The 12,228-nt window shown below is 71.8% G+C and carries 12 protein-coding genes; 3 read left to right on the forward strand and 9 right to left on the reverse strand.

Features of this window, described 5'->3' with window-relative positions; genetic code table 11:
- Positions 1–82: 82 nt before the first annotated feature.
- Positions 83–787: a DoxX family protein gene (locus tag ACT4N7_RS14505; RefSeq protein WP_444829232.1), complete on the reverse strand. Its 705-nt coding sequence runs from the start codon at positions 785–787 to the stop codon at positions 83–85.
- 48 nt (positions 788–835) lie between these two features.
- Positions 836–1,762: a 2-hydroxyacid dehydrogenase gene (locus tag ACT4N7_RS14510; protein WP_444829233.1), complete on the reverse strand. Its 927-nt coding sequence runs from the start codon at positions 1,760–1,762 to the stop codon at positions 836–838.
- Positions 1,763–1,799: 37 nt separating this feature from the next.
- On the opposite strand from ACT4N7_RS14510, the gene ACT4N7_RS14515 reads away from it, so the two are divergent.
- The gene (locus ACT4N7_RS14515; protein ID WP_444829234.1) at positions 1,800–2,708 is read left to right on the forward strand and encodes an alpha/beta fold hydrolase; all 909 of its coding nucleotides are present in this window, start codon (positions 1,800–1,802) and stop codon (positions 2,706–2,708) included.
- A gap of 11 nt (positions 2,709–2,719) precedes the next feature.
- Positions 2,720–3,910 carry a PQQ-dependent sugar dehydrogenase gene (locus ACT4N7_RS14520; RefSeq protein ID WP_444829235.1) on the forward strand — a complete coding sequence of 397 codons (1,191 nt, stop codon included), beginning with the start codon at positions 2,720–2,722 and terminating at the stop codon, positions 3,908–3,910.
- A gap of 54 nt (positions 3,911–3,964) precedes the next feature.
- Here ACT4N7_RS14520 and gatB read toward each other — a convergent pair whose 3' ends face one another.
- Genes gatB through gatC form a run of 4 tightly spaced genes read right to left on the reverse strand, consistent with a single transcriptional unit; the run spans position 3,965 to position 7,471 of the window.
- Entirely contained in the window at positions 3,965–5,467 is a 1,503-nt protein-coding gene (gatB, locus tag ACT4N7_RS14525; protein WP_444829236.1) for an Asp-tRNA(Asn)/Glu-tRNA(Gln) amidotransferase subunit GatB, read from the reverse strand.
- Positions 5,464–5,658, reverse strand: a complete 195-nt coding sequence (locus tag ACT4N7_RS14530) for a hypothetical protein (protein ID WP_444829237.1) — start codon at positions 5,656–5,658, stop codon at positions 5,464–5,466. Before ACT4N7_RS14530 ends, gatB begins: the two co-directional genes overlap by 4 nt.
- Entirely contained in the window at positions 5,658–7,175 is a 1,518-nt protein-coding gene (gene gatA / locus ACT4N7_RS14535) for an Asp-tRNA(Asn)/Glu-tRNA(Gln) amidotransferase subunit GatA (RefSeq protein ID WP_444829238.1), read from the reverse strand. Before gatA ends, ACT4N7_RS14530 begins: the two co-directional genes overlap by 1 nt.
- Positions 7,172–7,471 carry an Asp-tRNA(Asn)/Glu-tRNA(Gln) amidotransferase subunit GatC gene (gene gatC, locus ACT4N7_RS14540; RefSeq protein ID WP_444829239.1) on the reverse strand — a complete coding sequence of 100 codons (300 nt, stop codon included), beginning with the start codon at positions 7,469–7,471 and terminating at the stop codon, positions 7,172–7,174. The genes gatA and gatC overlap by 4 nt, the downstream gene beginning before the upstream one ends.
- Positions 7,472–7,702: 231 nt before the next feature.
- Between gatC and ACT4N7_RS14545 the strand changes: the two genes are divergently transcribed.
- On the forward strand, positions 7,703–8,356 hold the full coding sequence (locus ACT4N7_RS14545) for an amino acid-binding protein (protein WP_444829240.1): 654 nt from the start codon (positions 7,703–7,705) through the stop codon (positions 8,354–8,356).
- Positions 8,357–8,638: 282 nt separating this feature from the next.
- On the opposite strand, the gene ACT4N7_RS14550 is transcribed toward ACT4N7_RS14545, so the two are convergent.
- The 3 genes from ACT4N7_RS14550 to ACT4N7_RS14560 form a co-directional block, all read right to left on the reverse strand.
- Complete coding sequence (locus ACT4N7_RS14550; protein WP_444829303.1) at positions 8,639–9,109, reverse strand: GNAT family N-acetyltransferase; 471 nt, start codon at positions 9,107–9,109, stop codon at positions 8,639–8,641.
- Between the two features lie 112 nt (positions 9,110–9,221).
- Positions 9,222–11,534 (reverse strand): NAD-dependent DNA ligase LigA, encoded by a 2,313-nt coding sequence (gene ligA / locus ACT4N7_RS14555; protein WP_444829241.1) that lies wholly within the window; start codon positions 11,532–11,534, stop codon positions 9,222–9,224.
- A 39-nt stretch (positions 11,535–11,573) separates the two neighbouring features.
- Positions 11,574–12,212 (reverse strand): hypothetical protein, encoded by a 639-nt coding sequence (locus ACT4N7_RS14560; protein ID WP_444829242.1) that lies wholly within the window; start codon positions 12,210–12,212, stop codon positions 11,574–11,576.
- Positions 12,213–12,228 lie beyond the last annotated feature (16 nt).

Consider the following 12,228-nt stretch of genomic DNA (forward strand, 5'->3'; position numbering starts at 1 on the left):
GCCCGGCCGACCTCGGCCCCCTCTTACTGCTTTCGGGGTGCGGTTGCCTCCACCCGCCCCCCCCCCCTCGACGTTACCGCTGCTAGCGAAGCACAACCAGCGTGACCACGGACAGGCCCGCGGCCAGCAGCAGGAACACGAAGCCGAACGCGGGCGCCCGGCGCAACCACGGTGTGTTGCGGTCCAGGGAGATCCGGCCCGCGCCGGTGAACAGCAGCGCGAACGCGGCCGCCGCGTAGCTGGTCTCCAGCTCCACCGCGCCCGCGAACGCGGCGGTGTCCACCTTGACCCAGATGACGTTGGCCATCACGCCGAGCACGGCCGCGGCCGCCGCCGGGGTGAACAGGCCCAGGATCAGCAGCGCGCCGCCTGCCAGCTCGGTGATGCCGGTGACCCAGGACAGCAGGGTGGTCTGCTCGTAGCCGAGGCTGCCGAGCACCTGCGCGAAGCCGTCGATCCCCGGGCCCTGCATGAGCCCGAAGACCTTCTGCAGGCCGTGCGCGAGGAACAGCGCGCCCAGCGTGACCCGCAGCACGAGCAGGCCGAGGTCGGCCCCCACGTGCCAGGCGAGGGGTTCGCGCTCGACGGTCTCGGCGCGGTGTCTGCCGTCGTCCTCGACGTCCGGTGTCGGCAGGACGGTGGTCGGGCCATCCGAGTACGGCGACTGGTCGTAGCCCTGACCGGGTGGGTTGTAACCCGAATCGGTAGACCTCGGCTCTGATGGCGTGAAATATCCGCTGTCTGCGTATCCGCCGGTTGACTTGGGGCGGTCGTCTTCGGTACTCACGCCGCGCAGACTAGGCGATCGGACACGTGCCCGCCGGACAGACCGGCGCTAGTAGTCCCCGCGCACCAGGTTCATCGGCTCCTGCCCGGCGACGAACCGGGCGATCTCGGCGGCCACCACGCGGTAGGCGCGGTTGCGGTGGCCCGTGCAGCTCCCCGCGACATGCGGGGTGAGCAGCAGGCCAGGAGCGGTCCACAGTGGATGGCTCGCGGGCAGCGGCTCGGGATCGGTGACGTCGAGGGCGGCGCGGAGCCTGCCCGCGCGCAGCTCGGCGAGCAGCGCGTCGGTGTGCACCACCGGGCCGCGGGCGGCGTTCACCAGGATCGCGCCGTCCCGCATCCTGGACAGGAACTCGGCGTCGACCAGGCCGGTGGTGGCCTGGGTCAGCGGCACCATCAGCACCACCGCGTCGTGCCAGGGAATCAGCTCGGGCAGCTCGGCCACACCGTGCACGCCGTCGCGCGCGCGGCTGCCCACGAGCGTGGTGTGCGCGTCGAACGCGTCGAGCCTGCGGCGGAGCTGCTGCCCGAGGTCGCCCGCGCCGAGTACGAGGATTCGCTTGTCCTGCAAGGTTTCCGTGACGTGCGTGGTCCACTGGGCGGCGCGTCTGGCGTCCTCGAAACCGGGCAGTTCGCGGTAGATCGCGAGCAGCGTGCCGATGACCCACTCGGCCGTGCTGCCGCCGTGGGCGCCCCGGCAGGTCGACAGCAGCACCCGCGGCGGCAACTTGCCGACCCACGCCTCGGCGCCGGTCGTGAGCAACTGCACCAGCCGCAGCTCGGGCAGCCGCTCGATCGCCGCGACCATCGAGTCGTCGGCGAGGAAGTTCGGCACGAGCACCTCGGCCTTGGCGGAGGTACTCGTGGGCAGATCGTCCAGCTTGGCGTATTCGACGGCGTGGGTGCCGTCGACCTCGGCGAGCGCCTCGACGCCGTACTCGTCGGGAACCAGAACTGTGACCGTCACGAGGGACACAGTAAGCCGACGTTCGGCGTAGGCGACAATGGCGCCGATGCGTGAACACGACTTCGTCGCCGCCGACGGCACCCGGCTCCGCGGCTGGCACACCGAGTCCGCCTGCCCGGTCGTCCTGCTCTGCCCCGGCCTCGGCACCATCCCCGAGGCGTGGCCGATGCTGGTGCTGCCGACCTCGGGCGTACGGGTGCTGAGCTGGTATCACCGCGGCACCATGGGCTCGGACCGGCCCGCCGACGAGTCGCGGATCACCCTCGACGACCACGTCGCCGACGCCCTCGCCGTGCTGGACGCCGCGGGTGTGCGGCGGTGCGTGGTGATGGGCTGGTCGATGGGGGTGATGGTGGCCACCGAGCTGGCGCTGCGCCATCCCGACCGGGTGAGCGGACTGCTCCTGGCGGCGGGCGTGCCGGGCGACCTGTTCGGCGGCCTGCTCGGCGTGCTGCACATCCCCGCGGCGCTGCGCCGGGCCGTCACGCTGGCGGGCGCGCGGACGATCCGGGCGGCCGGACCGCTGGTCGACGCGGTGCTGCACCGGCTCCCGGTCAACCGGGTCACCGCGTCGATGATGCAGCACAGCGGGTTCATGCTGCCCGGCGCCGACCCCGGCGACGTCGCGGCCGCGCTGCGCCGCTTCCTGCGCCACGACTGGCGCTGGTACGTCACGCTGGCGCTGGCCCTGGCCGATGTGCCCGAGCGCGACCTGGCCGGGATCACCTGCCCGGTAACCGTGCTCGCCGCCCGCTACGACGTGGTCGCCGACCCGCGGCGGGCCACCGGTCCGGCGGCGGTGTTGCCGCATGCCCGTGTCCGCGTGGTGCCGACCAGCCACTTCGTGCCGCTGGAGGCGCCGCAGGTGATCGCGGACGAGCTGGCGGCGCTGATGGCGCGGGTGGCGGCAGTCGAGCGGGCGGTGCTCACCGGAGATTCACGGCCGCGCGCTTAGCCTTGGGCACCATGTCAGGTTCACCGCGCCAGGCCCGTGTGCTGGCGGCCGCTTGCGCGGCCGGTGTCCTGCTGTCGGGTTGTGCGACGTTCACCGCGCAGCCGCCCCCGCCGAGCTGGCAGCCGCGCGCGCCGCTGACGCCGCAGACCGCGCCCGCGCCGGACGTTGGTCAGGGCGGCGGCGGTGGTGGTGGAGAGCAGGCGGGCGAGCAGCCGCCGATGTCGGAGATCCCGCCGCCGAACGGCTGCAAGGACTTCCACCCCGCGGTGCTCGGCACCTGCATGGACACCCTCGTAGCGGTAGCCGCCCTCCCCGGCGACGGCCGGAACCCCACCGCGCTGGTCGGCGAGCGCACCACCGGGCGCATCCTGCTCGTACGCAAGGACACCGAGCCCGCGCTGGTCGCCACCATCCCGGTCGACGCGTCCACCGACGGCGGCCTCACCGGGCTCGCGCTCTCCCCCAGCTACGCCGAGGACCAACTCGTCTTCGCCTACATCACCACCCCCACCGACAACCGCCTGGTCCGCATCGCCCCGAACGACACGCCGAAGCCGGTGCTCATCGGCATCCCACGCGGACCGAGCGGCAACCGCGGCGCCCTCGCCGTCGACCACCGCGGTGCGCTGCTGCTGGCCACCGGCAACGCGGGCAGCGCCACGGCCCCGCTCGACCCCAACTCCAGCGCGGGGAAGTTGTTGCGGCTCAACTCGGCGGGCAAACCCGCCGAAGGCAACCCCACCCCCGACTCGCTGATCATCACCAGCGGCCTGCAAGCCCCCGGCGGCCTGTGCAGTTCACTCGACGGCTCCCGCACCTGGGTCACCGACCGCACGCCTGCCGCCGACGTGCTGTACCGGGTCGAGCCGGGCAAGCCCCTCGGCACCCCCGCCTGGTCATGGGCGGACAAGCCGGGCGTCTCGGGCTGCGCGTCCCCCGCACAGGCGGTGTGGGTCGCCATGTCGACCGCGGGCCACCTGCAGAACCTCCCGCAGGCACCGGACGGCACATTCAGTGGGAAGCCACAGATCGTGATGGCCGAGAAAGAAGGCTTCGGCCGCGTCGACGGTCTCGATCTGGTGACCGAGCAGTTCGCGATCGGCGGAACCGTCAACAAACGCGGCGGCACCCCGGTGTCGAGCGACGACCGCGCCGTGGTGATCGTCGTCCAAGGTGGCGGCGGAGGCGGCGGCACCGACTGACCCGTCCCACCAGCTCTGCCGGTGTCGTGGCGACACCGGCAGAGCAGGCGGCTGTCAGGCTTGGCAGCGGTCGAGAACCAGTTCCCGGACCCGTTTGGCGTCGGCCTGGCCCTTCGTCGCCTTCATGACCGCGCCGACGATGGCGCCCGCCGCCGCGAGTTTTCCGTCGCGGATTTTGGCGGCTACGTCGGGCTGGGCGACCAGTGCCTCGTCCACCGCGGCGTAGAGCGCCGAGTCGTCCGAGACGACTTTGAGGCCGCGGCTCTCGATGACCTGCTCCGGCTCGCCCTCGCCCGCCAGCACGCCGTCGACCACCTCGCGGGCCAGCTTGTTGGTCAGCGTCCCGGCGGCGACCAGCGCGATCACCTTGGCGACCTGCGCGGGCGTGATGGGCAGTTCGCCCAGGTCGACGGCGCGGTTGTTGGCCTGCTGGCTCAGATACGACACCCACCACGACCGCGCCTCGTCCGGTGGGGCACCGGCGTCGGCGGTGGCCGCGACGAGATCGATCGCGCCCGCGTTGACCAGATCGCGCATCTCCAGGTCGGAGAGCCGCCACTCGGTCTGGATGCGCTTGCGGCGCGCCGCGGGCAGCTCCGGCAGGGTCAGCCGCAGTTCCTCGACCCACTCGCGCGACGGGGCGATCGGCGCCAGGTCGGGCTCGGGAAAGTACCGGTAGTCCTCCGAGGTCTCCTTGCGGCGCCCGGCGCGCGTCGTGCCGCCCGCCTCCTCGAAGTGCCTGGTCTCCTGCAGGATCGAGCCGCCGTCGGCGAGGATCGCGGCCTGCCGGGTCATCTCGTGCCGCACCGCGCGCTCGACGCTGCGCAGGGAGTTGACGTTCTTGGTCTCGGTGCGGGTGCCGAACTCGGTGGCGTCCTTGGCCATCAGCGACACGTTCGCGTCACAGCGCAGGGAACCCTGGTCCATCCGCACGTCGGACACGTCGAGCGCGCGGAGCAGGTCGCGCAGCGCCGTCACGTACGCGCGGGCCACCTCCGGCGCGCGGGCGCCGGTACCGGTGATCGTCTTGGTGACGATCTCGATCAGCGGCACGCCCGCGCGGTTGTAGTCGAGCAGCGAGTGCTCGGCGCCGTGGATGCGGCCGGTGGCACCGCCGACGTGCAGCGACTTGCCGGTGTCCTCCTCCATGTGCGCGCGCTCGATCTCCACCCGCACGATCTCGCCGTCGTCCAGCGTCACGTCGAGGTAGCCGTTGAAGGCGATCGGCTCGTCGTACTGCGAGGTCTGGAAGTTCTTCGGCATGTCCGGGTAGAAGTAGTTCTTCCGGGCGAACCGACACCACCGCGCGATCTCGCAGTGCAGCGCCAAGCCGATGCGGATCGCCGACTCCACACCGGTCCCGTTGAGCACCGGCAGGGAACCTGGCAGCCCCAGGCAGGTCGGGCAGACCTGGGTGTTCGGCTCGGCGCCGAATCCCGTGGGACAGCCGCAGAACATCTTGGTGTTCGTGGACAGTTCGACGTGGACTTCCAGGCCCAGCACCGGATCGAACCGGGCCAGCACCTCGTCGTAGTCCATCAGCTCCACAGTGGTCACTTGCCCCTCCTGAACGCGCGGACGGCGATCAGCACACCGGTGATGGCCACGACGATGCTGCCGATCGCGTGCGCCAGCGCCAGCTTGTCCTTGTCCTCGCGGGCATTGCGCAGACTGTTCGCCGCGCTGGACGCGGCGGTGACCGAGCTGACGATCCCGAACGCGCCCTTGAACTTCCTCGTACCGACCATCAGTGGGCCACCTCCAGTTCGGGAACGCGACTGATCAGCGGGCCGCCCTGCGCGGCGTCGCGGGCTGCCTCGTACGCGGCGGCCACGCGGTAGCCGCGGTGGTCCCGCAGCGCCGGGGACATGATCTGCAGGCCGACCGGCAGACCGTCGTCTTCGGACAGTCCACACGGGACACTGAGGGCGGCGTTGCCCGCCAGGTTCGACGGGATGGTGCACAGATCGGCTTTGTACATGGCCATCGGGTCGTTCGCCCGCTCGCCGATGCGGAACGCCGTGGTCGGCGTGGTCGGCGAGACCAGCACGTCGACCCGCTCGAACGCGGCGTCGAAGTCGCGGGTGATGAGCGTGCGGACCTTCTGCGCCGAGCCGTAGTAGGCGTCGTAGTAGCCCGCGGACAGCGCGTAGGTGCCGAGCATGATGCGCCGCTTGACCTCCGCGCCGAACCCGGCCTCGCGGGTCATCGACATGACCTCCTCGGCGCTGTGCGTGCCGTCGTCGCCCACGCGCAGGCCGTAACGCATGGCGTCGAACCGGGCGAGGTTCGACGAGCACTCGCTCGGCGCGATCAGGTAGTACGCGGGCAGCGCCAGGTCGAAGCTCGGACAGGAGACCTCGACGATCTCCGCGCCCAGGTCGCACAACTGCGCGACCGCGGCCTCGAACGCGCGCAGCACACCCGACTGGTAGCCGTCGCCGGAGAACTGCGTGACCACGCCGACGCGGACCCCGCGCAGGTCGCCCGTCGCGCCTTCGCGCACGGCGGCGACAACCGGTGGCAGGGCGGCGTCGATCGAGGTGGAGTCGAGCGGGTCGTAGCCGCCGATCACCTCGTGCAGCAGCGCCGCGTCGAGCACCGTGCGCGCGCACGGCCCGGCCTGATCGAGCGAGGACGAGAACGCCACCAGGCCGTAGCGGGAAACCGTGCCATAGGTGGGTTTCACGCCGACCGTGCCGGTGACCGAGCCCGGCTGGCGGATCGAGCCGCCGGTGTCGGTGCCGATCGCCAGCGGCGCCTCGAACGCGGCCAGCGCCGCCGACGAGCCGCCGCCGGAACCACCGGGAATGCGGTCGAGGTCCCACGGGTTGCGCGACGGGCCGTAGGCGGAGTTCTCGGTGGAGGAGCCCATCGCGAACTCGTCCATATTGGTCTTGCCGAGGATCACCACACCCGCTTCGAGCAACCGCAGCGTCACGGTCGCGTCGTAGGGCGGGTGCCAGCCGGCGAGGATCTTCGAGCCGCACGTGGTCGGCGCGCCCCGCATGGTGAGCACATCCTTGAGCGCCAAGGGAACCCCGGCCAGCGGTGAGGCGGGCGCCCGACCCGCGGCCACGTCCTCGTCGACCGCCTTCGCGGCCTGCAGCGCGCGGTCGCCGTCGACATGGAGAAAAGCGTGCACGGCGGGATCGACCGCCTCGATGCGGTCCAGGTGCGCCTGGGCGACCTCGACCGCGGACACCTCTTTGGCCTGGATCTTCGCCGCCAACTCGGCGGCGGTCAGGCGGATCAGCTCGGTCATGCTTCCTCCCCGAGAATCCGCGGTACGCGGAAGCGGCCGTCCTCGGCCGCGGGTGCGCCGTCGAGTGCCTGCCGCTGGGTGAGCCCGGGCCGGACGAGGTCGCGACGGAACACATTGGTCAGCGGCACCGCGTGCGACGTGGGCGGAATGTCCTGGTCGGCGACCTCGCCGACCTTCGCCACCGCCTGCACGATCTGGTCGAGCTGGCCCGCGAACAGGTCCAGTTCGGCTTCGGTGACGGCCAGCCTGGCCAGTCGAGCGAGGTGGGCGACCTCGGCTCGGGAGATGCTTGGCACTCGACGAACCCCCGGGGGTGGCAGCGATGGGACCCCCAGAGTCTATTTCGCGCACTCCGCCAAGCCCCGAACGGGTTGTTCGGTGCGGCCACGCGGGTGCGGACCCGGTGCCCGTCCCGCGATTCGGTCCGGTCGGACGCGCGGGACACCTGGTCTGCGACAATCAGCGGTCGGCGTAGGGCGCGGACGACAATGGTCCGCGCACCGAGTACGTAGTGGGAGGCGTTCGCCTTGTCCTTCCTGATCCGGGTGCAGCTCCCGGACAGCCCAGGAACCCTGGGGGCGGTCGCGACCGCCCTGGGTGCCATCGGGGCCGACATACTGAGCGTGGACGTGGTCGAACGCGTCGGCGGCGTCGCCATCGACGACCTGGTGGTCGAGCTGCCCAACGGCAGACTGCCCGATGTGCTCATCACCGCGGCCGAGTCGGTCGCGGGCGTCGAGGTGGACGCGGTGCGCCCCTACGCTGGGGTGCTCGACACCCACCGTGAGCTGGAGCTGGTCGAGGAGGTCGCCGCCGAGCCCAACGACGGCCTGGAAATCTTTACCGAGGGCGTCCCGAAGATCATCCGCGCCGGGTGGGCGCTGGTGGTGGGCTTCGACGCCGAGGGCGCCCACCGCCTCGCCGCGAGCACCGCCGCGCCGACGATCCAGACCCTCGACCTGCCGTGGATGCCCCTGGCCCGCGCCACCGTCCTCGATGGCGAGGAGTCGTGGGTGCCCGCCACCTGGCGCGAACTCGGCACCGAACTCGCCGCGACGCCGCTGGGCAAGCCGGACCGGGTCCTGCTGGTCGGCAGGCCGGGCGGCCCGATGTTCCGCGCCGCCGAAGTCGCGCGGCTCGCGCACCTGGCCGGGATCGTGGCGGTCGTCCTGCCGGACTGACCGGCTCGGCCGTGCTTGATCACGCGGGTCCGGCCGTGCTTGATCACGCGGGTCCGGCCGTGCTTGGGCACGCGGGTTCGGCCGTCGGGATCGAGGCGGGCCGGTCGGCCGGTTGACCGTTAACCCATCGCCGGCTATGGCACCCGCTCGGGTGGTTGGGCGCCGCGAGCCCCGGCGCCCCGCGCAGGCGAGGCACCGCACGGCCTGGGATCAACTCCGAGATTCACCTCATTGGGTGAAGTCGCGGGTGCTGCGGCGGTGGTCCGGGCGATCGGGACAAGATCAACGGTTTCCGTCGTCGGGCACCTCCGCGGTGAAGGCGATGAGGAGCATCTCGGGGACGGGTCGCCAGTCGCGGGCGGGCAGGCGGGTGAAGCCGAGGCGGCGGTAGAGGCGGTGGGCGGGCGCCATGTCCTCCGAACTGCACATGGCCACGCGGGTCAGGCCGTGATCGCGGGCGCGGGCGAAGACCGCACGGACCAGCACTTCGCCGACGCCTTGTCCGCGCGCGGTCGGGGCTACCGCGAGCATCCGAAACTCCAGCTCACCCGGCCGCGAGACTTCCGCGAACCGCGAGCCGGGGAGGGCGACGGTCACCGTGCCCAGGATCGAGTCAGCCGCATCGACGGCGACCAACAGCTCGGCGGCGGCCATCCGGCTCGCGGCATCGGCGAGGTCTCGGGCGTAGCCGGTCGAGGTGGAACCGGTGATGTAGCCGTCGGCCCGGTATGCGTCGACGGTCAGCGAGCCGATCTCGTCAAACTCGTCCGCCCTGGCCGCGCGAGCGGAGACATCGGCAGTTCCGACCCGCGGACCGTTCCGCTTGGCCTCCGAGGTCTGCGAGTGGGGTCGCGACGGCACTGGCCTAGTCATCGGCGGGATGAGCGGTAGGAGCACCCGTGCCGTCGGGATCGGCGGCGGTGGCGGAATCGGGATCGGCGGCGGCCGGGTCGGGATCGGCGGCCGTGGTGGCCGGGTCGGGATCGGCGGTGGCGGAATCGGGGTCGGCGGCGGTAGCCGGGTCGGGATCGGCGGCGGCGTTGGGGTCGCCGATGGTGGCTACGGCAGTGGCGGCTTCGGGGCCCTGGTCCAGCAGGACGCGGAAGCCGGGCTCGTCCAGGACTGGGACCTTGAGTTGGACGGCCTTGTCGTACTTGGTGCCTGGGGCGTCACCGACGACGACGAAGGCCGTTTTCTTGGACACCGAGCCGGATGCCTTGCCACCGCGGGCGATGATGGACTCCTTGGCCTCGTCGCGGGAGTACGTGTCGAGGCTGCCGGTGACGACGATCGACAGGCCCTCCAGCGTGCGGGGAGTGGAATCGTCGCGCTCCTCGGCCATGCGCACGCCCGCGGCGCGCCACTTCGCCACGACCTCGCGGTGCCAGTCGACCTCGAACCATTCGCGGACCGAGGTGGCGATGGTGGGACCGACTCCCTCGGCGTCGGCCAGGTCTTGTTCGCTCGCGGTGGCGATGGCGTCGATCGAGCCGAACTCGCGGGCCAGTGCTTGCGCCGCGGTGGGGCCGACGTGCCGGACGGAGAGGCCGACCAGGACTTTCCACAGTGGACGGTCCTTGGCGACGGTCAGGTTCGCGACGAGCTTGCGGCCGTTCGCGGAGAGCTCCCCCGCCTTGGTGCGGAACAGTTCCACCGCCGACAGCACGTCCTCGTCGAGGGCGAACACGTCGCCTTCGTCGGCGATGACGCCGGAGGACAGCAGCGCGGCGGCGGTCTCGTAGCCGAACGCCTCGATGTCGAAGGCACCGCGGCCCGCGAGGTGGAACAGGCGCTCGCGCAGTTGCGCGGGGCACGAGCGGGAGTTGGGGCACCGGATGTCGGCGTCGCCCTCCTTCTCGTAGCGCAGGGGGGTGCCGCACGCCGGGCAGTCGGTGGGCATCTCGAACTCGCGCGCGTCGGCCGGGCGTGCCTCGATGACCGGGCCGAGCACCTCCGGGATCACGTCGCCCGCCTTGCGGATGACCACGCGGTCGCCGATGAGCACGCCCTTGCGCTTGACCTCGCCTGCGTTGTGCAGCGTCGCCATGGCCACCGTGGACCCGGCCACCTTGACCGGCGCCATCACCGCGAACGGCGTCACCCGACCGGTGCGCCCGACGTTGACCTGGATGTCCAGCAGCGTGGTGGTCGCCTCCTCTGGCGGGTACTTGTAGGCGATCGCCCAGCGCGGGGCGCGCGAGGTGGTGCCGAGCCTGCGCTGCAGGGCGACCTCGTCGAGCTTGACGACGACGCCGTCGATCTCGTGGTCGGCGTCGTGGCGGTGCTCGCCCCAGTACTTGATGTGCGCGGCGAGTTGGTCGGCCGAGTCGAGCAGCTTCGTGTGCCGGGAGACCGGCAGGCCCCACGCGGCCAGCGCGCGGTACGCCTCCGACAGAGCTATCGGCTCGAAGCCGTCGCGTTTGCCGAGGCCGTGGCAGATCATCCGCAGGCCGCGGCCCGCGGTGACCTTCGGGTCCTTCTGCCGCAGGGAGCCCGCGGCCGTGTTGCGCGGGTTGGCGAACGGGGGCTTGCCCGCCTCGACCAGGCGCGCGTTGAGGTCGAGGAAGTCCTCGACCTTGAAGAACACCTCGCCGCGGACCTCGACGAGCACGGGCACGGGGAACTCGTCGGTGCCGGTGAGGCGGTCGGGGACGTCGCGCATGGTGCGGACGTTGAGCGTGACGTCCTCACCGGTGCGGCCGTCGCCCCTGGTCAGCGCGCGGGTGAGCTTTCCGTCGCGGTAGAGCAGGTTGATGGCCAGGCCGTCGATCTTGAGTTCGCACAGGTAGTGCGCGGCGGACCCGACCTCCTTCGCCACGCGGTCGACCCAGGCGCCCAGCTCGTCGAGATCGAAGGAGTTGTCGAGGCTGAGCATCCGCTCCAGGTGGTCGACCGCGGCGAACTCGGTGGAGAACGTGCCGCCGACGCGCTGCGTGGGCGACTCCGGGGTGATCAGGGACGGGTGCTGCTCCTCGATCGCCTGCAGCTCGCGCAGCAGCGTGTCGAACTCGCCATCGGCGACGGTCGGCGCGTCGAGCACGTAGTAGCGGAACTGGTGGCCGAGCAACTCCTCGGCCAGCACCGCATGTCGCTCGCGCACCTCGGCGGGCACGTCCTCGACGCCCTCGGCGGAGGTGCCGGGGCGTTGCGGCGGGAAATCGTCGTCAACACTGCTCACGAAGTGCAGGGTATCGAGGGGGACCGACATTCGCGGAGGTCAGCCCGCCAGCCTGTGGACAAGTTCGCGCAGCTCCAAGAGGCCGATGCTGCCCTCGGGGTCGATCGCCGCGGTCTCCACGCGGCGCAGGCGCTCACCCGCGAGGCGCTCCCCCAGCGTGGCGTCGAGGGGGAGGAACGTCATGGCCGACCGGGCGGCGGGCGCCAACTCGGCCAGCACCGGGTGGTGCACCGCGACGTCGATGACGCCCGCCTCCGCGTCCACCTGGGCGAAGACCCGGACATCGGCCAGCGCGACCCGGTGCTCTCCCAGAGTGACGGTGACCTCCGTCGGATCGGGCACGGCGGGCACCGAGTCGTGGAACTCCCAGATGGCGGTGTCCGCGGGCGCGGCGGCCTTCCAGGCGTCGGTGTACGGCCGCAGCGCCGGGTCTTCCTGGCCGGAGATGACCAGCGCGTAGATGGACCGGGTGCCGCGTTCGAGGGCGAAATGCAGGTCGGGGTGGACAGCGGCGACGAGGTCGCACAGCAGATTCTCGACCCGCTGCGGCTCGCCGTCGCCGAGGGCGGCGGCGACCTCGGGCAACGCGACGTGCCAGTCCGCCCAGAACCGCTCGGCCAGGGCGTCCGGGTCGGGCTGTTCGACAGTGGGGCGCGGCGGTCGCCGGAACCAGCTCATGGCGCCATCCTGGCGC

Source organism: Actinokineospora sp. (assembly GCF_052390155.1).
GTDB lineage: Bacteria > Actinomycetota > Actinomycetes > Mycobacteriales > Pseudonocardiaceae > Actinokineospora.